The organism is Pseudomonas sp. L-22-4S-12 (genome assembly GCF_009799935.1).
Classification (GTDB): Bacteria; Pseudomonadota; Gammaproteobacteria; order Pseudomonadales; family Pseudomonadaceae; genus Aquipseudomonas.
This window is the reverse complement of the sequence record NZ_WELL01000002.1, coordinates 149,316-166,883: the sequence shown is the minus strand read 5'-3', so window position 1 is coordinate 166,883 and position 17,568 is coordinate 149,316. Positions and strand designations below refer to the sequence as shown.

The 17,568-nt window shown below is 68.4% G+C and carries 17 protein-coding genes and 1 riboswitch; of the genes, 9 read left to right on the top strand and 8 right to left on the bottom strand.

What is annotated here, in order from left to right; genetic code table 11:
* The first annotated feature begins 183 nt into the window (after positions 1 to 183).
* Together F3I16_RS07315 and F3I16_RS07310 are read left to right on the top strand one after the other, a co-directional pair.
* Positions 184 to 753, top strand: coding sequence for a flavin reductase family protein (locus F3I16_RS07315; protein WP_160493067.1), 570 nt, complete (start codon positions 184 to 186; stop codon positions 751 to 753).
* A gap of 55 nt (positions 754 to 808) precedes the next feature.
* Positions 809 to 1,039, top strand: a complete 231-nt coding sequence (locus tag F3I16_RS07310; protein WP_160493066.1) for a hypothetical protein — start codon at positions 809 to 811, stop codon at positions 1,037 to 1,039.
* Between the two features lie 138 nt (positions 1,040 to 1,177).
* Here the strand turns inward: F3I16_RS07310 and cobJ are convergent, their stop codons facing one another.
* The 4 genes from cobJ to cobG form a co-directional block, all read right to left on the bottom strand.
* A complete protein-coding gene (gene cobJ / locus F3I16_RS07305; RefSeq protein WP_160493065.1) occupies positions 1,178 to 2,836 on the bottom strand; it encodes a precorrin-3B C(17)-methyltransferase in 1,659 nt (552 codons plus the stop codon).
* A 118-nt stretch (positions 2,837 to 2,954) separates the two neighbouring features.
* Entirely contained in the window at positions 2,955 to 3,707 is a 753-nt protein-coding gene (locus F3I16_RS07300) for a precorrin-2 C(20)-methyltransferase (protein WP_372239607.1), read from the bottom strand.
* An 8-nt stretch (positions 3,708 to 3,715) separates the two neighbouring features.
* Entirely contained in the window at positions 3,716 to 4,342 is a 627-nt protein-coding gene (locus tag F3I16_RS07295) for a precorrin-8X methylmutase (protein WP_160493063.1), read from the bottom strand.
* Positions 4,339 to 5,691: a precorrin-3B synthase gene (cobG, locus tag F3I16_RS07290; RefSeq protein ID WP_160493062.1), complete on the bottom strand. Its 1,353-nt coding sequence runs from the start codon at positions 5,689 to 5,691 to the stop codon at positions 4,339 to 4,341. The genes F3I16_RS07295 and cobG overlap by 4 nt, the downstream gene beginning before the upstream one ends.
* Positions 5,692 to 5,775: 84 nt before the next feature.
* Positions 5,776 to 5,970: riboswitch (cobalamin riboswitch) on the bottom strand.
* A 62-nt stretch (positions 5,971 to 6,032) separates the two neighbouring features.
* On the opposite strand from cobG, the gene cbiE reads away from it, so the two are divergent.
* Genes cbiE through F3I16_RS07275 form a run of 3 tightly spaced genes read left to right on the top strand, consistent with a single transcriptional unit; the run spans position 6,033 to position 8,679 of the window.
* Complete coding sequence (gene cbiE, locus F3I16_RS07285; protein ID WP_160493061.1) at positions 6,033 to 7,235, top strand: precorrin-6y C5,15-methyltransferase (decarboxylating) subunit CbiE; 1,203 nt, start codon at positions 6,033 to 6,035, stop codon at positions 7,233 to 7,235.
* Positions 7,232 to 7,969: a cobalt-precorrin-6A reductase gene (locus F3I16_RS07280; RefSeq protein ID WP_160493060.1), complete on the top strand. Its 738-nt coding sequence runs from the start codon at positions 7,232 to 7,234 to the stop codon at positions 7,967 to 7,969. Before cbiE ends, F3I16_RS07280 begins: the two co-directional genes overlap by 4 nt.
* Positions 7,966 to 8,679, top strand: coding sequence for a ferredoxin (locus tag F3I16_RS07275; RefSeq protein WP_160493059.1), 714 nt, complete (start codon positions 7,966 to 7,968; stop codon positions 8,677 to 8,679). Before F3I16_RS07280 ends, F3I16_RS07275 begins: the two co-directional genes overlap by 4 nt.
* Before the next feature lie 36 nt (positions 8,680 to 8,715).
* Here the strand turns inward: F3I16_RS07275 and ttcA are convergent, their stop codons facing one another.
* Positions 8,716 to 9,543 carry a tRNA 2-thiocytidine(32) synthetase TtcA gene (gene ttcA, locus F3I16_RS07270; protein WP_160493058.1) on the bottom strand — a complete coding sequence of 276 codons (828 nt, stop codon included), beginning with the start codon at positions 9,541 to 9,543 and terminating at the stop codon, positions 8,716 to 8,718.
* 85 nt (positions 9,544 to 9,628) lie between these two features.
* Here ttcA and F3I16_RS07265 point away from each other — a divergent pair, with 85 nt between their 5' ends.
* The 3 genes from F3I16_RS07265 (at position 9,629) to F3I16_RS07255 (ending at position 11,653) form a co-directional block, all read left to right on the top strand.
* Entirely contained in the window at positions 9,629 to 10,222 is a 594-nt protein-coding gene (locus F3I16_RS07265) for a DNA-J related domain-containing protein (RefSeq protein WP_160493057.1), read from the top strand.
* Between the two features lie 166 nt (positions 10,223 to 10,388).
* On the top strand, positions 10,389 to 10,988 hold the full coding sequence (locus F3I16_RS07260; RefSeq protein ID WP_160493056.1) for a Yip1 family protein: 600 nt from the start codon (positions 10,389 to 10,391) through the stop codon (positions 10,986 to 10,988).
* A gap of 170 nt (positions 10,989 to 11,158) precedes the next feature.
* On the top strand, positions 11,159 to 11,653 hold the full coding sequence (locus F3I16_RS07255; RefSeq protein ID WP_160493055.1) for a SprT family zinc-dependent metalloprotease: 495 nt from the start codon (positions 11,159 to 11,161) through the stop codon (positions 11,651 to 11,653).
* A 28-nt stretch (positions 11,654 to 11,681) separates the two neighbouring features.
* On the opposite strand, the gene F3I16_RS07250 is transcribed toward F3I16_RS07255, so the two are convergent.
* The 3 genes from F3I16_RS07250 to F3I16_RS07240 form a co-directional block, all read right to left on the bottom strand.
* Positions 11,682 to 12,863, bottom strand: a complete 1,182-nt coding sequence (locus F3I16_RS07250) for a CaiB/BaiF CoA-transferase family protein (RefSeq protein WP_160493054.1) — start codon at positions 12,861 to 12,863, stop codon at positions 11,682 to 11,684.
* Between the two features lie 42 nt (positions 12,864 to 12,905).
* Positions 12,906 to 14,546, bottom strand: coding sequence for an AMP-binding protein (locus F3I16_RS07245; RefSeq protein ID WP_160493053.1), 1,641 nt, complete (start codon positions 14,544 to 14,546; stop codon positions 12,906 to 12,908).
* 173 nt (positions 14,547 to 14,719) lie between these two features.
* Positions 14,720 to 15,637 (bottom strand): LysR family transcriptional regulator, encoded by a 918-nt coding sequence (locus F3I16_RS07240; RefSeq protein WP_160493052.1) that lies wholly within the window; start codon positions 15,635 to 15,637, stop codon positions 14,720 to 14,722.
* Positions 15,638 to 15,743: 106 nt separating this feature from the next.
* Between F3I16_RS07240 and F3I16_RS07235 the strand changes: the two genes are divergently transcribed.
* On the top strand, positions 15,744 to 17,510 hold the full coding sequence (locus tag F3I16_RS07235) for an amidohydrolase (protein WP_160493051.1): 1,767 nt from the start codon (positions 15,744 to 15,746) through the stop codon (positions 17,508 to 17,510).
* Positions 17,511 to 17,568 lie beyond the last annotated feature (58 nt).

Below are 17,568 nucleotides of genomic sequence, written 5' to 3'. Positions count from 1 at the left end.
TGGTCTCAGGATGGGTGCTCATAGCGGTTCTCGTTGCACGGCATTACGCGATAGGGTTAGCCACTCTATTTAGCACCAAGTGCGCTGCAGAAAAATCGCAACAGCGACACTCTGCCCCGTCGCCGGCGACCAGCCAGCCGCAATTGCCCCCGCCCATCCCGAATCCCGCCATCAGGAGCCGCCATGCATCCCCACCTCGCCGCCGTCGACCTGGCCAAGGCCTACCGCCTGCTCAACCACGGCCCCACCGTGCTGGTCTCGGCCCGCCACGCCGGCGTGGACAACGTGATGGCCGCAGCCTGGGCCTGTGTACTGGATTTTGCGCCGCCCAAGCTGACCGTGGTGCTGGACAAGGCCACCCGCACCCGCGAGCTGATCGAGCGCAGCGGCCGTTTCGTGATCCAGGTGCCGACGGCGGCGCAGTTGCAACTGACCGAGCAGGTCGGCAACCACAGCCTCAAGGACGATCCGGACAAGCTGGCCAAGGCCGGCGTGCAGCTGTTCGAGCTGCCCGGCCACGACCTGCCCTTCGTCGCCGGTTGCTCGGCCTGGCTGGCCTGCGAGCTGATTCCTGAGCCGCACAACCAGAACACCTACGACCTGTTCATCGGCGAAGTGGTCGCTGCCTGGGCGGATGAGCGGGTGTTCAAGGACGGCCGCTGGCAATTCGAAGACGCCGACCCGGCCTGGCGCAGCCTGCACCATGTGGCCGGCGGGCATTTCTATGCCATCGGCGAGGCGCTGCAGAGCTGATTACCCAGCGAATATCTATCCCAACAGACTCAGACAATAACCGCGAGGATGAGCCATGAAATTTGTTATTGAGGTATTTGATCGCGAGACGGAGGAGCTCCGGGATGAAATAGAGCTTCCCGTAGGCTGCGACGATCAGCTGACCCGGATCATGGGCTGGATCGAGGAACAACGTGGCGATGAGGGCTACAACCTGAGTACCGAACAGCTTGCGAAAATTGCCCAACTGGCCGGGCGCCGACTCGATGAGCCGGCCCACCTCTACCAGTTGACCTGCAACCTATAGAACAGCAGATACGACAACAGCCATCTTAGAACCTGCTCAAAGTCGCCTTCTGGTTCGCTCTGTGCCGCCGTAATGGTGGATAAGCAGAGCATTATCCACCCAACAAAGAATGCTGCACCATGTGGCCGGCGGGCACTTCTAGTCCTGCGGATACCAGCGTGGCGTATACACCCACTCGCCGCCACCCGCGCGGGGGAAGCGGCGGGTCTGGCTGGAGCCGATGATCACCAGGGTGCGCATGTCCACCAGCTCCGCGCTCAGCTCGCCGAGGGTCAGCACGCGCAGCGCCTCGGCCGGGCGGCCGATGTCGCGGCCGAGTACCACCAGGGTCTGCGGCGTGCGGTGCTGGCGGACGATGTCGAGGGCGCGACCGAGCTGCCAGGGGCGCGCGCGGGAGATCGGGTTGTAGAAGGCCATGGCCAGGTCGGCGGCGGCGGCGTGATCCAGGCGCTTCTCGATCATGGCCCAGGGCTTGAGGTTGTCCGACAACGACAGCATGCAGAAGTCATGACCCAGCGGCGCGCCGGCCTTGGCCGCGGTGGCCAGGGCGGCGGAGATGCCCGGCAGCACCTCCAGTTCCACCGCCTGCCAGGCCGCATCGCTGGACGCCTCTAGCGCTTCCAGCACGGCGGCGGCCATGGCGAACACGCCGGGGTCGCCAGACGACACCATAACCACGCGTCGGCCCTGGGCGGCCAGCTCGAAGGCATGAGCGGCGCGCTGCAATTCCTCGCGGTTGTCGCTGGCGTGCAGCAGCTGTTCGGCGCGGAACGGCCCGGCCATGTTCACGTAGGTCTCGTAGCCCAGCACATCCTCGGCCTGGTCCAGCGCCTGGCGCACGGCCGGGGCCATCAGTTCGGCGCAACCGGGGCCGAGGCCGATCACACTGAGGCGACCGCGCGGCTTGCCGGTTTGCGCCGCGGCCTCTGGGCTGGCAGCCAGGTGCAGGCTGATGCCCACTTGTTCATAGACAGCGGCGGGCAGGCTGGCGGTAGCGTCGATAAATCGCAGCGGCACGCCCAGCTCGGCGGCTGCGGCGGCCAACTGCGGCTGGGCCATCGCGGCGGCATCGACCAACAGCGCGGCCAGTGCCGCCTCGGCCAGGCCAGCCTGCTGCAGGACGACGCGCACGGTATCGGGCAGATCGCCGTCCAGCGCACTGCAGCGGGCCAGCACCAGGCGCGGGTGGATCAGCAGCACACCGCCCTGCTCCGCCAGTTGTGGGCTGATGCGGATGCAGCGGCTGGCCTGCGCATCCAGCGGCAGGTTCGCCACCTGCAGCCAGGGCGCATGGCCATCGATGCGCAGCGACTCGCCGCCGAGCAGGTCGCTGACCAGGCGCTTGCCCTGCTCCAGGTCGGCCAGTACGTAGCCTTCCGGCGGGTTGAGTACGCAGGTGCCGAAGCGCAGCTCGCCGCTGGTGGTGATGGCCGGCGCCACGGCCAGCAGCGCGGCAATCTCGCGGGCCAGGACATTGACCCCGCTGAGCCCGCCGAGCAGCGGCACCACGGCGCTGCCGTCCTCGGCCACGGCCAGCACCGCCGGCTCGGCGCCCTTCTCCGCCAATACCGGAGCCAGACTGCGGATAACGATGCCGGCGGCGCACAGGGCGATGATCGGCGTGCCGGCGCGATAGAGCCCGCGCAGAGTGACGCCGAAGTCGTCGTAGGGCTGCTCGACGCCCGTCACCCGCTCGCGCAGGCCATGGATCGCCGCCTGCGGGTAGAGGCCCTGCAGGCGGCGGGCGGTGGCCAGGGCGGAGGCGCCGAGAATGACGATGGCCGGGGATGGGGTCATGGCTGGATCCTGTTGGAAATAGGCTGCGGCGAACGTAGGTTGGGTTGAGGAGCATCGCGACGAAGCCCAACAGCGGGTGGCGATCCCAAGCGTTGGGCTTCGCTGCGCTCAACCCAACCTACCCGCGCCATTTCTCGCCCGGCACCAGGATCATCGAGAAATACGGCGAGGCCAGCGGCTCCACTTCATCCAGCGGCACGATGCGCTGGCTGTCCATGGTCGCCCGCTCGACGTAGTGCGCACGCTGATCCAGGCCCAGCTCGCGCAGCACCCGGCGCACCTTGTCGAAGTTGCGCCCGAGCTTCATCACCACGGCGGCTTCGGCGTCCTGCAGGCGGCGCTTGAGTTCGTCCTCGGGCAGCACGCCGGAGAGCACGCTCAAGGATTGGTTGCGGTACACCAGCGGCGTGCCGAGCACCGAGGCGCAGCCGAGCATGGAACACACGCCGGGCACCACCTGCGCCTCGTACTGTCCGGCCAGGCGATCATGCAGGTACATGTAGGAGCCGTAGAAGAACGGGTCGCCCTCGCAGATCACCGCCACGTCGCGGCCGGCGTCCAGCTCCAGGGCGATCTGCACCGCGCAGGTGTCGTAGAAGTCGCTGATCACATCCTCGTAACTCAGCGGCGGTTCGAGTTTCTCGGTGGTCACCGGGTAGACCAGCGGCAGGCGCTGCTGGGTCTCGCTCAGGTGCGCCTCGATGATGCCGAAGGCGTTGCCGCCCTGGCCTTTATTCGCCTTGGCCTTGGCCACGAAGTAGCCGACCACCGGCGCCGATTGCAGCAGACGCAGGGCCTTGAGGGTGATCAGCTCTGGGTCGCCGGGGCCGACGCCGAGGCCGAGCAGACGTCCTTTTCCGGGGCGTTCCATAGCGCTCATCATTCCACCTCCGTGGCCAGAGCGTTGACCGCCGCCGCGGCCATCGCGCTGCCGCCACGCCGGCCGCGCACGATCACATAGGGCACGCCGCGGCTGTCGGCGGCGAGCAGGTCCTTCGACTCGGCCGCGCCGATGAAGCCCACCGGCATGCCGAGGATCAGCGCCGGCTTGGGCGCGCCGGCGTCGAGCATTTCCAGCAGGTAGAACAGCGCGGTCGGCGCGTTGCCGATCACCACCACGCTGCCTTCAAGCTGTTCGCGCCAGCGCTCCAGGGCCACTGCCGAACGGGTATTGCCCAGCTCAAAGGCCAGCTCCGCCACGCCGGCATCGTGCAGGGTGCAGATCACCGGGTTATTGGCCGGCAGGCGCGCGCGGGTGATGCCCTCGGCGACCATCCGCGCATCGCAGAGGATCGGCGCGCCCTTGGCCAGGGCGGCGCGGCCGGCGGCGCCGGCACCCGGCGAGAAGCGCAGGTCCTGCACCACGTCGACCATGCCGCAGGCGTGGATCAGGCGCACGGCGAGCTTTTCCAGGTCGGCCGGGATGGCCGACAGGTCGGCCTCGGCGCGGATGGTGGCGAAGGACTGGCGGTAGATTTCCTGGCCGTCGCGGATGTAATCGATCATACAGAGGTTCCTGATGCGGGCTGCGCGGCGAACCAGGCGCCGGCTTCTTCGATGCTGAGGGAAGGCGCCAGCAGGCGGCCGAAACCGGCCACGCCCGCGGCGCGCTGATAGAGCTGGTAACGCCCGCCGGGCTGGGCCAGCAGGGTGAGCGGAGCGGTATGCGCGGCGGCGCAGGAGCGCGGGCAGCCGCTGAGGTGCACCTGCGGGCGCACGTTGCCGGCGCGCAGCAGCTCGGCCAGCCGACGGGCATCGGCCTTGGTGTCGGCCAGGCCCCTGGCGCAGGCGGCGGAGCCGCTGCAGGCGAGCAGCTGGCTCAGAGGCTCGCGGGCATCCAGCAGCAGGCCGAGGGCATGCAGCTCTTGCTGCACCCGGGGCACCTGCGCGGTGGGAATATTCGGCAGCAGCAGGCCTTGCCAGGGGGTCAGGCGCAGGCTGGCGTCGCCGTACCGCTCGGCCAGATCGGCCAGGGCGTGCAGTTGCCCGGCGCCGATCCGCCCCAGCTGGGCGGCAGCCAGGATCAGCTGCCGGCCCGCCTGGCGCTGCGCGTGCGCGCCGAGCGGGACGGCGCTGGCCCCGGTGGCGCGACGCCAGCCCAGCACGGCCGGGTCGCGGCGCAGCGGGAACGGCAGGCGCGCCTGCAGCTGGTCGAGAAATTCGCCGCGCGGCAGCGCGGCCAGCAGCTGGCGCATGCGGCTGTGCTCGGCGCCGGCCAGTTCGAGGAACAGGCGCAGCACGGCGTCCACCAGGGGCACGGCCTGCGCGGGCGTCACCGCCGCCAGCGGGGCATCGAGCGGGCAGCCGGCCAGGCCGAAGGCCAGCAGCGGCTCGGCGCCGGGCATGGCGCCGAGCCACAGGTCGTGGGGGTGGTCGAGCATGGTCAGGGCTTCGCCGCCGTCCAGCTGCAGGGCGAACTTGGCGGACAGGGCGTGGAACTCGCGATGATCCTGCAGCAGGTCGAGCAGTTGCCCGGCCAGCGGACGCACGTCGAGCAGCGCGGCCGGGTCGAGACCGGCGGCGGGGCTGAGCAGCAGGTTGCGCACATCGTCGGCGGCGGCAACCCGCGGGCCGAGGCCGGCGGCCAGCAGGTGCTGCACCAGAGCGGCGTGCTCGCTGTCGCGCACGCCGCGAATCTGCAGGTTGCTGCGATTGGTCAGTTCCAGCACGCCGCTGGCATGGGCCGTGGCGGCCGCGACGATGGCCCGCGCCTGGGCGCTGGAGAGCCGGCCGCCGGGCAGCTTGACCCGGCAGATGCCGCCGTCCAGCGCGGCAACGATGCGCAGCAGGCCGGGGCACGCACTGGGGCGTGGCACGCAGGAATCGACGGCAGGGAGGTCGCGCAAAACGGTCATCCACAACAACGACGCGGCGACCGAACCAGCGGAATCCGCCCATAGGGATTCCTTGGCATCGGTACACCCCGCCCGATGTTGGCACTCGCGACTAGCGTCGTCGGCAGGTCTCCTGGCTGGCAGGTCATCATCGCTGCGCGGCCTTCCCGATTGCTCAGTGGCGCATGTGCGTAGCGACTCGCTGCTTACAGTTGCGGGGGCAGCCACGGTTGGTCCGTGTTCCCTCTTAGGCCCATGACGTCCGTGAGAACGCCGGGCACCGACGAAGACGCTATTATGCCCGCTTTTTCCGGCGCCCGGCCAAGCCCGCGTGTCGCCCGCAACAGATCAAGGAAACACGCATGACAGCCTGGCTGACGGTGGTGGGAATCGGCGAAGACGGCTACGCCGGCCTGGGCAAGGCCGCGCGCCGCGCGCTGCTGGCGGCCGAGCAGATCGTCGGTGCACCGCGCCAGCTGCAGCTGCTGCCGCCGTGCATCCGCGCACCGCGGCAGAGCTGGCCGAGCCCGTTCAGCCTGGCGCCGGTGCTGCAGCGGCGCGGCACGCCTGTGTGCGTGCTGGCCAGCGGCGACCCCATGCTGTTCGGCGTCGGCGCCAGCCTGGCGCGGCAATTGGCCGAAGGTGAGATGCGCGTGCTGCCGGCGCCCTCCTCCTACTCCCTGGCCGCCGCGCGCCTGGGCTGGGCGCTGCAGGAGGTGGCCCTGCTCTCGGTGGTGGCGCGCCCACTGGCGGCGCTGCACGCGCAGATCCATGCCGGCCAGCGCCTGCTGATCCTCTGCAATGACGGCGGCAGCCCGGCCGCCATCGCCAGCCTGCTGCGCGAGCGCGGCTTCGGTTCCAGCCGGCTGACGGTGCTGGAACACCTCGGCGGCGAGCTGGAACGGCGCATCGACGGTCTGGCCGACAGCTGGAGCATCGACGAAGTCGCCGCCCTCAACCTGCTGGCGGTGGAATGCCTGGCCGACGCCAATGCCGTGCGCCTGCCGCTTACCTGCGGCCTGGCGGACGAGGCCTATCGCCACGACGGCCAGCTGACCAAGCGCGACGTACGCGCCATCACCCTGGCCCGCCTGGCGCCGACACCCGGCGAGCTGCTGTGGGACGTGGGCGCCGGTTGCGGTTCGATCGGCATCGAGTGGATGCGCGCCCACCCCAGCTGCCGAGTCATCGCCATCGAGGCCGACAATGGCCGCCAGCAACTGATCCAGCACAACCGCGACGCCCTCGGCGTGCCGGCCCTGCAGCTGGTGGCCGGCAGCGCCCCGCAGGCGCTGGATGGATTGGAGCGACCCGAGGCGATCTTTATCGGCGGTGGCGTCACCGTGCCCGGCGTGCTGGAGCAGTGCTGGCAGGCGCTCAAGCCCGGCGGCCGGCTGGTCGCCAACGCGGTGACCCTGCAAAGCGAGGCCATGCTGGTGGCCTTCCGCGAACAGCACGGCGGCGAGCTGACCCGCATCAGCGTGGCCCAGGCCCAGCCGCTGGGCGACTTCGACACCTGGCGCAGCGCCCTGCCGATCACCCTGCTGCAGGTGCGCAAGCCGTGAGCCCACGCCTCCTCCTGCTCGGCGGGGTCGGCGACGCCCTGAGCATTGCCCGCCGCCTCGGCCCGGCGCATATCTACAGCCTGGCCGGGCTGGGCAAGGTGCCACAGGACCTGGCCTGCCAGGTGCGCGTTGGCGGCTTCGGTGGTGCCGAGGGCCTGGCCGAGTTCATCCGCGCCGAGGGCATCGACCTGCTGCTGGACGTCACCCACCCCTATGCCGCGCAGATCAGCGCCAACGCTGCCCGCGCCGCGCAACTATCCGGCATCCCCTGCTGGGCCCTGCGCCGCCCCGGCTGGTTAGCCGGCAGCGGAGACGACTGGCGCGAAGTGGCCGACTGGCCCGAGCTGCGCAGCGCCCTGGCGCCTTTTCGCCGACCCTTCTTCACCCTCGGCCGCGAGCCGCTGGAGCACCTTGAGGCGATCCCCGCGGAACAATTCTGGACCCTGCGCCTGCTCGACGCCCATCCGGGCAATGCGCGGGCACGGATCATCGCCAACCGCGGCCCGTTCGATCTGCAGGGCGAGCGCGAGCTGTTCGCCAGCGAAGGTTTTGACGTGCTGATCAGCAAGAACAGTGGCGGCGCGGCCACCGAGGCCAAGCTGCAGGTGGCCCGCGAACGGGGCTTGCCGGTGCTGCTGCTGGCGCGCCCGGAACTGCCCGAGGTGGAACGCGCCTTCGCCGATCCCGAATCCCTATGGCAGGCGCTGCAACCCCTGCTTCGAGAAACGCCATGAAGACCGCCCACTACGCCCGCGTGCTGTTCGCCGGGCCAGACCTGAACCAAGGCAGCTTTGCCGAGCTGCTGCGCCGCCAGTTGGTCGAGCACCTTGGCGCCACCGTGCTGGACGCTCTGTGTGATACCGGCGCCGGCCACGCCGCGCTGTGGACGCGGCTGCGCGGCTGCCTGGAAGCCGGCGAACTGCCGCTGCTGCTGGTCGATCTCGACCCGCTGGGCGGCAGTCAGCAGCTGGACTGGCTGCGCGACCGGCTCAAGACCCAGACCGGCGCGCACGCCGCGCAGGTCTTCGTCTGCGCCGGCAATGCCGAAGATGTCGCCGCGTTGGCCGCACTGATCCAGCAGCCGGAGCGGCATCTGGGCTGCGTGGACATTCCGCAACTGCCGGAGCGCCACAGCTGGTCGTGCATTCCGCCACACCAGTATCGCGTGCTGCTGTGCAACGGCCCGCGCTGCACCCGCCGTGGCGCCCTGCCGCTGTGGAAGATGCTGCGCGAACAATTGAAAGCGGCCGGCAAGCTGGAGTGCGCGGGCGGCGTACATCTCACCCGCACCCAGTGCCAGTTCCCCTGCGACCAGGGGCCGACGCTCAGCGTCTACCCGTCCGGCGCCTGGTATCAGGTACGCAGCGAGGCCGATGTGCAGCGTCTGGTGCAGGAGCAGTTCGTCGAGGGCCGCGAAGTGGCCGAGCTGATCATGCGCGGCTAGAAAGGAAACCGGCCGCTCTAGGCGGCCGGTTGCTGATCACAGACTCATCACATCGAGAAAACGCGGCGTGGCGCTGTCGTCGATCTTCAGGCTCTGGAAGTCGAACAGGTTGCGGTCGGCCAGCTGCGAGGGCACCACGTTCTGCAGGGCGCGGAACATGATCTCGGTACGTCCAGGCGATTTGCGCTCCCACTCCAGCAGCATCTCCTTTACCACCTGGCGCTGCAGGTTCTCCTGCGAGCCACACAGGTTGCACGGGATGATCGGGAATTCCTTGAGTTCGGAATAGGCCTCGATGTCCTTCTCGCTGCAGTAGGCCAGCGGGCGGATCACCACGTTGCGGCCGTCGTCGGACAGCAGCTTGGGCGGCATGGCCTTGAGGGTGCCGCCGTAGAACATGTTGAGGAAGAAGGTTTCCAGGATGTCGTCGCGGTGGTGACCGAGGGCCATCTTGGTCGCGCCGATCTCGTCGGCGTAGGTGTACAGCGTGCCGCGGCGCAGGCGCGAGCACAGCGAGCAGGTGGTCTTGCCTTCCGGGATCTTGTCCTTGACCACCGAGTAGGTGTCCTTCTCGATGATGTGGTACTGCACACCGATGGACTCCAGGTAGGCCGGCAGCACGTGCTCGGGGAAGCCCGGCTGCTTCTGGTCCATGTTCACCGCGACGATCTCGAACCGGATCGGCGCCACCTTCTGCAGGTACAGCAGGATGTCGAGCATGGTGTAGCTGTCCTTACCGCCGGACAGGCAGACCATCACCTTGTCGCCATCCTCGATCATGTTGAAGTCGGTGACGGCTTCGCCGGCCAGGCGGCGCAGGCGTTTCTGCAGTTTGTTCTGGTTGACCGAAAGGCTGGTGGACATGGCGCTGAGGAATCCGGGGGCAGGCGAAAAGCTGGCTATTTTACGCACAAAGGCCGGCGGCGGCAGCCCGTGTTAGGCTCAAACGATGAATAGCGAACTCAACCCCGCCCTCGACTTGGCCGACCAGCTGCACGAGCTGCTGCGCGCCGCGCCGGCCGGGATCAGCGAATTCCAGCTGATCCAGCAGCTCAAGCAACGCCATTCCACGCACATTCCGCACCTCGACCTGGCCGACAAGCTGGTGCTGTTTCGCACCCACTTCCTGCTGTTCAACGCCCTCTATCGGCTGCGCGACCGCCTCTGGCAGGCCCGGAGCGCCCACCTGCAGATCAACCCGCTGTGCATGCAGCTGCTGCCCTGGCAGCCAGGCAACAGTGAGCTGGCCGAGCATGATCGGCTGCGCGACTACTATCTCGATCTACAGCATCTGCGCGACACCGCCGAAGCCGATGTGCAGAAGCTGCTGGCCAGCTTCTGGACGCGCATGCAGGGCGGTGACGAGAAGCGCGCGGCGCTCGAACTGTTCGAGCTGGGCGGCGACCAACCGCTCAATCTCGCCACCATCAAGCTGCGCTACCGGCAACTGGTGAGCCAGCACCACCCGGATCGCGGCGGCAGCACCAGCCGTCTGCAGTCGATCAACCTGGCGATGGAAATACTACAGCGCTATTACAGCTGAGCCACAGAGAGCAATTCGCTCTAAAGCCACGGCTCACGCGGCCTCCAGCCTCTGCCTATACTGCGACATACGGTCGCAGTGATTCGGCCTGCACCCGGCGGCGCTGCCTATGCGCCCCGGGCGCTACGCACGGGGCGATCGACAATAAAAAAGCGGAGGTGACTGCATGATTAACCACGTCTGGGGGCTTTTCACCCATCCCGATCAAGAATGGCAAGAAATCCGTGGCGAAGAAGAAAGCATCAGCCACATGTACCTGACCCACGTCCTGATTCTTGCGGCCATCCCGGCGCTCTGCGCCTACTTCGGCACCACCGAGGTGGGCTGGACGATCGGCGATGGTGACCCGGTCAAGCTGACCGCAGCCAGCGCGCTGCAGATGACCATCATGTCCTACCTGGCCATGCTCGCCGGGATCGCCGTGATGGGCGCCTTCATCCACTGGATGGCCCGCACCTACGACTCCAGCCCGAGCATGACCCAGTGCGTGGTGTTCGCCGCCTACACGGCCACCCCGCTGTTCATCGGCGGCGTCGCGGCGCTCTATCCGAACCTGTGGCTGGCCATGTTCATCGGCACCGCGGCCATCTGCTACACGGTTTACCTGCTGTATGCGGGCCTGCCGACCTTCATGAACATCCCCGAGGACGAAGGCTTCATGTTCTCCAGCTCGGTCCTGGCCGTCGGCCTGGTGGTGCTGGTGGCGATGATCGCCACGTCGGTGATTCTCTGGGGCTTCGGTGTGGGCCCGGTCTACACCAGCTGAAACGCTTGATTGGCAACCCCCGGCCTGCCGCCGACAAAGCCGCCTTCTGGCGGCTTTGTGTTTTCCGCTGGTTTCATTCTCGGGCGGATGCGCTCCCACAAGAGCGGCGATAGCCGGGTTGCCGACGACGCGCAGCAGATCGGCGCGCGCTTCTTCGGCATAATCGGCATATGCCCGAACTCATCCACGCCCGCGTCGAAGCCTGCTACCGGCAGGCCGAAGACTTCTTCAAGCGCCGCTTTCCCCGCCCCGAAGTCAGCTTCAAGCTGCGCGGGCAGAAGGCCGGCGTCGCCCACCTCACGGAAAACCTGCTGCGCTTCAACCCCAAGCTGTACACGGAAAACCGCGAGCACTTCCTCCAGCAGACCGTGGCCCATGAAGTGGCGCACCTGGTCGCCCACCAGATGTTCGGCGGGCGCATCCAGCCCCATGGCGAGGAATGGCAGCTGGTCATGCGCGGGGTCTACGAACTGCCGCCGGATCGCTGCCACAGCTATGCCGTCAGCCGGCGCAAGAGCACCCGCTACGTTTACCAATGCCAGTGCCCGAACGGCGAGTTCCCCTTCTCCGCCCAGCGCCACAGCCTGGTGCGCCAGGGCCGCCGCTACTTCTGCCGGCGCTGCCGGGCGACCCTGGTGTTCAGCGGCGAACAGCGGGTCGAATAAGGGCGGATTCGCTCTATCCGTTCGCCGCTCAGCCCAGCACCTTGTGCGCCTTCAGCGCGGCGATCTGCTCGTCGTCGAAGCCCAGCTCGCGCAGCACCTCCAGGCTGTGCGCGCCCACCGCCGTGCCGGTGTGGCGCGGCGCCTCCAGCCCCGCCGAGAACTTGATCGGGCAGGCGATCTGCCGCTGCGCCGGCTGGCCGGCCCGCGGCACCTCGGTGACCAGGCCGCGCGCCTGCAACTGCGGATGCTCGACCGCCTCGGACAGATTGAGCACCGGCTCGACGCAGGCATCCACCGCGGCGAAGCGCTGCCGCCACTCGGCCAGGTCGTGCTTCTCGATCTCGATCTCGATCTCGCGCTTGAGCGCCTTCTGCTCGTCCGGCTTGGGCGACAGGCCGCGCCCGGCCAGCTCCGGGCGGCCGATGACCGCGCAGAACTGCTGCATGAACTGCGGCTCCAGGCTGCCCACCGACAGCCAGCGGCCATCGCGGGTGCGGTAGTAGTCGTAGAAGCTGCCGCCATTCAGCGCCTGGTTCTCCATCGCCGGCTCCACCCCGGCGCCCAGGTAGCCGGCGCCGGCCATGGCGTGCAGGCTGAACGCGCAGTCGGTCATGCTGATGTCCACGTGCTGGCCCTGCCCCGTGCTCTGGCGGGCGATGACCGCGGCGAGCAGGCCGATCACCCCGTGCAGCGAGCCGCCGGCGATGTCCGCCACCTGCACGCCAAGCGGCAGCGGGCCGCTGTCGCGGCGCCCGGTGTAGCTGGCCAGGCCGCTCAGGGCCAGGTAGTTGAGGTCGTGGCCGGCGCGGTCCTTGTACGGCCCGCTCTGGCCGTAGCCGGTGATGGACACGTAGATCAGCCGCGGATTGATCGCCTTCAGCGCCTCATAGCCGAGGCCGAGCTTGTCCATCACCCCGGGGCGGAACTGCTCCAGAACGATGTCGTACTCGGCCACCAGCCGGTGCACCACCGCCAGCGCCTGCGGGTTCTTCAGGTCGAGGGCCAGCGAGCGCTTGTTGCGGTTGAGGTAGGCATGGCTGGTGCTGCTGTCGCCATCGAAGGGCGGCAGCACGCGGACCAGATCCATCCGCGTCGGCGACTCGATGCGCAGCACCTCGGCGCCCATGTCGGCCAGCAATAGCGAGGCGAACGGCCCCGGCAGCAGGGTGGAGAAATCGAGAACCTTGAGTGAGGACAACGGGCCTTTCATCGCATTACCTCTGCAGGGCCGGGGCAACCCGGCCGGTGACAATCAGTGTTCCCAGACCAGCGGCTGGCGCGCCGGCAGGCTGGCGATCAGCTCGGCGTAGCGGCTTTCCAGGACGTTGCGGCGGATCTTCATAGTCGGCGTCATGCAGCCGTTGTCCACCGTCCACGGCTCGCGCACCAGGACGAAGTGGCTGATGCGTTCGTGCGGTTCCAGGCGTCCGTTGAGCTCGGCCAGGTCGCGCTGCAGGTCGGCACCGACCTGCGCCTCGGGCTGCAGGCGCGCGGCGGGCGACAGTTCGATCAGCGCCAGCGGCTGGTCGAGGTTGCTGCCCATCAGGCAGACCTGCTCGACCCAGTTGCTCTTGGCGATCTCGCCCTCGATCGGCGCCGGCGCCACGTACTTGCCCTTGCTGGTCTTGAAGATGTCCTTGACCCGTCCGGTGATGCGCAGATAGCCGTCGGCATCCAGCTGGCCCTTGTCGCCGGTGTGCAGCCAGCCGTCCCGGAGGGTCTCGGCGGTCTTCTGCGGGTCGCAGTAGTAGCCCTGCATCAGGGTGACGCTGCGCAGGAGGATCTCGCCGCTGTCGTCGATGCGCACCTGCAGCCCCGGCATCGGCCGCCCCACCGTACCCAGGCGCACCTGCCCCGGGCGATTGAAGCAGCCGTAGGCGAAGTGCTCGGTCATGCCGTAGCCCTCGCAAATGATCAGGCCCAGACGCTGGTACCACTGCAGCAGGCCGGTGGAGATGGCTGCCGCCCCCGACACCAGAATGCGCGCCCGGTCCAGGCCCAGCCCGTAGCGGATCTTGCGCGCCAGCAACGCGCCGAGCAGCGGGATGCGCAGCAGTCGGTCGAGTTTCGCCGCCGGCAGTTTCTCCAGCACGCCCTGCTGGAAACGCGTCCACAGGCGCGGCACGGAGAAGAACACGGTCGGGCGGATGTGGCGCAGGTCGCTGGCGAAGGTCTCCAGCGACTCGACGAAGGCCACCGAAGCGCCGCTGTACAGGCTGTTGAACTCGACCAGGAAGCGCTCGGCCGCATGGGACAACGGCAGGTAGGAGAAGAACTGGTCGCGCGGGCCGATGCCCAGCTCGGCGGTGGCGTGCGCGCCGGAAAAGGCCATGGCCAGGGCCGACAGCATCACCCCCTTGGGCAGGCCGGTGGTGCCCGAGGTGTAGAGGATCGACAGCAGCTCGTCGGGCTGCTGCACGCGGGTGCCCTGCAGCGGTTCATGGCGGGCCAGCAGGCTGTGCCAGTCATGGGCCGCGGCCATGGTCGGATAGGGCATGGCGATGCGCGTGATGTGGGCGCCGATGCCGCCGGCCAGCTTGTCCGGATCGTCCAGCTTGCCGACCAGGATCACCTTGCAGCCGGCATGTTCCAGCACGTAGGCGATCTGCTCCGGCGCCTGCAGCGGGTACAGCGGCACGCTGACCAGCCCGGCATGCTGGATGGCCAGGTCGCTGATAAACCACTCGGCGCAGTTCTTCGCCAGCAGCGCGACCCGGTCGCCGGCCACGCAGCCCAGGGCCAGCAAGGCACTGGCCAGGCGCCGCGCCTGCTCGTCGACCTGGCGCCAGGTGAAGTCGTGCCACTGGCCGTTGACCGGCTGGCGCAGCCAGACGCGATCAGGTTGTGCGGCCAGCCAGTGATTGAAGCGTTGCAGGGGCAGTTGTTCGGACATCGGACGCTCTCTTGTTTTTATTGGAGCCGGGTACGATCAAGCAAAACACCAAGCAGGTTAGGCGGCCATCCCGGCCGCCTCAATGACCCCAGCGCTCGGCGGCATTGACCCAATCGGCCAGCGCTGCGCGGAGCCGGCCGGTTCTCGCCGGCCGGGCCGCGGCATGGCCGGCCTCAGGCGATGCCGCGCTCGCGCAGGCAGTCCTGCAGGTAGTCGATGAACGCCACCACCTTGGCCGTGGCGCGGCGGTGGCTCGGGTAGACCGCGAGGATGTGCGGGCCGAAGGCGTCCGGGTCGATCCGGTAGTCACCCATCAGCTGCACCAGGCGGCCATCGGCCAGGTAGGGTGCGGCGCTCCACAGCGGCGTGTGCAGCACGCCACCGCCGGCCAGGGCCGCGGCCAGCAGCAGGTCGTAGTTGTCGCTTTCCAGGCGCGGCTGGCGCGGTTGCGGCAGGCCGATGCGCTGGCCCTCGCGTTCCACCCACCAGACGCCCCGGTCCAGCGCCGGGTGCTGGTAGACCAGCCAGTCGTGCTCCTCGATGCTGTCCGGGGTCAGTGGCTGCGGCCGCCGCGCCAGGTAGGTGGGGCTGGCGCAGAGGGCGATGCGGTTCTGCCCGACCACCCGGGCGATCAACCCGGGCAGGTCGCTACGACCCTCGCGCAGGGCCAGGTCGTAGCCGCTCTCCAGCAGATCGACGAAGGCATCGCAGAGGTCGATGCGCAGCTTGATCTGCGGGTACTGGATGAGAAAGCCGGCGCAGACCTCGTCGAGGAAGGCGCGGCCGAAGGCCAGCGGCGCGGTGATGCGCAGGTTGCCATACAGGCCGTGCTGCAGCTGACCGATCTCCTCGCCCACCTCGTGCAGGCGCTGCAGCACCTGGCGCGCGGTTTCCAGGTAGACCCGTCCGGCCTCGGTGAGCACCGTGCGCCGCGTGCTGCGCTCGAACAGGCGCGCGCCGAGCTCGGCCTCCAGATGGCTGACCGCCTTGGTCAGGGCCGAGGGCGTCTTGCCCAGCTGCTCGGCGGCGCGGCTGAAACTGCCGTACTCGGCCGTGGCGACAAACATGTTCAGGGCACCGAGCTTGTCCATCGGATCTATTCCAATCAGGCAAAAGGGTTTTGCACGGCCTAGGCGTTCTGGCCCCGCACTGCAGTCGCTAGTCTCGCCTGCAGTCCAATAAAAACAAGGGGCACACATGAAAAGGTTTATCCCGAGCCTGCTGGCAAGCGCTGTAGCTTTTTCCTCCCTGGAAGCCATGGCGGCGGCCGACCTGGTGCTGTTCAACGGCAAGGTGTTCACCGCCGAGGCAGGCCAGCCACGCGCCCAGGCGATTGCCGTGGAAGACGGCAAGATCCTCAAGGTCGGCAGCGATGCCGAGATCAAGGCCCTCGCGGGCGCATCCACCCAAGTGGTCGACCTGGGCGGCAAGGTACTGATGCCCGGCATGATCGACACCCATAGCCACCCGATCATGGGCGCCCTGGCCAGCCTGCGGGCCAACCTGTACGACGAGGTCAAGCCGCTGGCCGAGCTGGAGCAGTGGATCATTGAGCAGGATGCGGCCGGCACGGCGCGCCTGGACGACATCGTGGTGATCTCCGGGGTCAGCTCGGCCTACTGGCAGCACAGCCGCGAGCTGGCCAAGCGCTTCAACCAGGGCCGCTGGGCCGAGCAGCCGCTGGTGCTGAGCGGCATCGACGGCCACACCGGCTGGGCCAACCGCGCCATGCTGCAGCGGGTCGGCATCGACGCCACCCTGATCAAGGGCCTGGACGCCAAGGAAGCCGGCTACATCGAACACGAGAGCGACCTGACGCCCACCGGCTTCCTCAGCGAAAACGGCTGGGACCGGGTGCGCGGCCGGCTGCCCGAGCCGTCCGCCGAGCTGATGCTGAAGGCCGCGCGCGAGGCGGTGCGGGTCAACCTGCAGGTCGGCGTCACCGCCTGGATGGACGCCGCGGCCAATGGCGGCGGCGAGCAGTCGCTGTTCGAGATGCGCCCCACCGAGCGCGACCTCGGCGTGCTGCCGCTGTACCGCCAGCTGGCCGAACGCGGCGAGCTGAACATGCACGTCGCCGCCCTGCTGCTGGCCCACCCGCAGAGCCAGCCGGACGACCTCAAGGTGCAGGACAAGGTCATGCAGCAGTTCGCCAACGTGCCCAACCTGAGCTTCCCCGGCATCAAGATCTTCGCCGATGGCGTGCTCGAGTTCCCGGGGCAGACCGCCGCGGTGATCGACCCTTACAACAACAGCCACAAGCAGGGCCAGCTGCTGATCGACCCGCAGAACTTCGGCAAGCTGGTGGCCGCCATCGAACAACAGGGCTGGATCGCGCACATCCATGCGGTGGGCGACCGCGCCGTGCGCGAATCGCTGAATGCCTTCGAATATGCCCGCACCCTCAAGCCCATCCCGGTGCCGCACAGCATCAGCCACCTGCAGCTGGTCAACCCCAAGGAGTTCCCGCGCTTCAAGCAGCTCGGCGTGATCGCCTCCATGCAGCTGCTCTGGGCCACCGCGGAAAGCTACACCGAGGAGCTGGTCAAGCCGTACGTCAGCGCCTACACCTACCGCTTCCAGTACCCGGCCCAATCGCTGCACAAGGCCGGCGCCACCATCGCCGGGGCCAGCGACTGGCCGGTGTCCAGCCCCAACCCATGGAACGCCATCGCCCAGGCCAGCACCCGCAGCGGCCCGCTCGGGGTGCTCAACAGCGCCGAGAGCATCGACCGCGAGACCATGTTCTACGCCTACACCCTCAACGCCGCCAAGGCCCTGCGCCTGGACCAGCAGATCGGTTCGCTGGCCCCCGGCAAGCAGGCCGACCTGATCGTCCTCGACCGCGACGTGTTCAAGGTCAGCGACGCCGAACTGTTCGACACCCAGGTGCTGACCACCTACTTCGCCGGCCAACCGGTGTACCAGGCAGCCGCCACGCCAGACGTCGCCCAGGCGCAATAGCGCCTGCCCCGCCGCTCGCCTGCCCTGCGCCCGTTCTCGGCGCGCAGCGGCCGGCTGC